General features: G+C 57.4%; 2 protein-coding genes and 1 pseudogene. 1 reads left to right on the top strand and 2 read right to left on the bottom strand.

Features of this window, described 5'->3' with window-relative positions; translation table 11 throughout:
• Positions 1–228, bottom strand: a 228-nt coding sequence (locus tag AN233_RS11195; protein ID WP_141654139.1) for a heavy-metal-associated domain-containing protein, incomplete at its 3' end; no start/stop codon positions are given.
• Positions 229–359: 131 nt separating this feature from the next.
• On the opposite strand from AN233_RS11195, the gene AN233_RS11190 reads away from it, so the two are divergent.
• The gene (locus AN233_RS11190) at positions 360–914 is read left to right on the top strand and encodes an ArsR/SmtB family transcription factor (RefSeq protein WP_058366869.1); all 555 of its coding nucleotides are present in this window, start codon (positions 360–362) and stop codon (positions 912–914) included.
• A gap of 3 nt (positions 915–917) precedes the next feature.
• Here the strand turns inward: AN233_RS11190 and AN233_RS16475 are convergent.
• A pseudogene (locus tag AN233_RS16475) lies at positions 918–1,088 on the bottom strand (mercuric reductase); the annotation flags it as partial.

Below are 1,088 nucleotides of genomic sequence, written 5' to 3'. Positions count from 1 at the left end.
TTTCGCTTTGTCCGGGTCGCGGATGGTATAGCCGAGTTCCCGAAGCGTGTCCTTCACCTCGACCTCGCTCAGGCGGTCGTCGTCATACTGAACGAGGACCTCCTCGTGGGCGAGACTCACGTCGACGTCCTCGACGCCGTCGGTCCGGCTGTAGGCCTTCTTGATGCTCTCGGCACAGAACGAGCAGGACATCCCCCCGACGTTGAATTGTTCCTGTGTCGTTCCCATTGTGGTCGCTAGTTACCCAGCGAAGTGGATAACCATTACGACTAGAGTTATAGCGGTATCGAATAACTAAGACTGCTGTCGAGTGTGTGGCGTTACTCTTACTATCGTCGTTCCCCTACGTCCTCACAAGAATGGCGCTCCTCGAATCCGACGTGCCGATCCGTGAAGTCGTGACGACGGATCCGGAGAAAGCGAAGGCACTGGAGAACGACGTTCGGGCGAAGATCCTCGATATGCTCGTGACCGATGAAATGACGATCGAGGAGATCCACGACGAGTTGCACCGTCGCGGCGAGGAGAAGGCCGAGACGACAGTGCGTCACCATGTGAACGTCCTGAAGGATGCGGGGATGGTGGAAATCGCTCGTCTGGAAGAGGCTGGTGGAGGGACACGGAAGTACTACAAGTCGAACACGCGAGTCTTCTCCTACGATCTTCCGGAAGGCGCCGACAATAACCTCGCGCAGGCGCAGTCTACCGCGTCCGAAGAATTGACTGCCCTCATCGAGACGTTGTATGCGGACCACGGTACCGAGATTGAGGCGGTTGCCCGCGAAATGAAGCCTTGCGAGTACTGCGACACCCAGCATTACGAGGAGTTCATGGTTCGCGAACTCCTGAACCGTGCCCTCATCGAATTAGGCGAGAGCGGCACGCTCGACGATGTGTTCTCGACCGAGGACTGACGCTCACTCGATACAGCAGCTCATTTTGGACGTATTCCGACGGAACGCCTGACAGGCGTGTTTGAACGCCTCGGAGAACGTTGGGAACGGGTGGACAGTATTGATGATGTCGTCAACGGTGAGACCGAAATTCACCGCCAGCGTGGCTTCCATGATCATGTCGGCGGCGCGGGG

Origin of the sequence: Haloparvum sedimenti (genome assembly GCF_001462205.1) — an archaeon.
In the GTDB taxonomy this organism is placed as follows: Archaea; Halobacteriota; Halobacteria; order Halobacteriales; family Haloferacaceae; genus Haloparvum; species Haloparvum sedimenti.
Note: the sequence above shows the minus strand (reverse complement) of the source record. Positions and strands in the feature narration are given on the sequence as shown.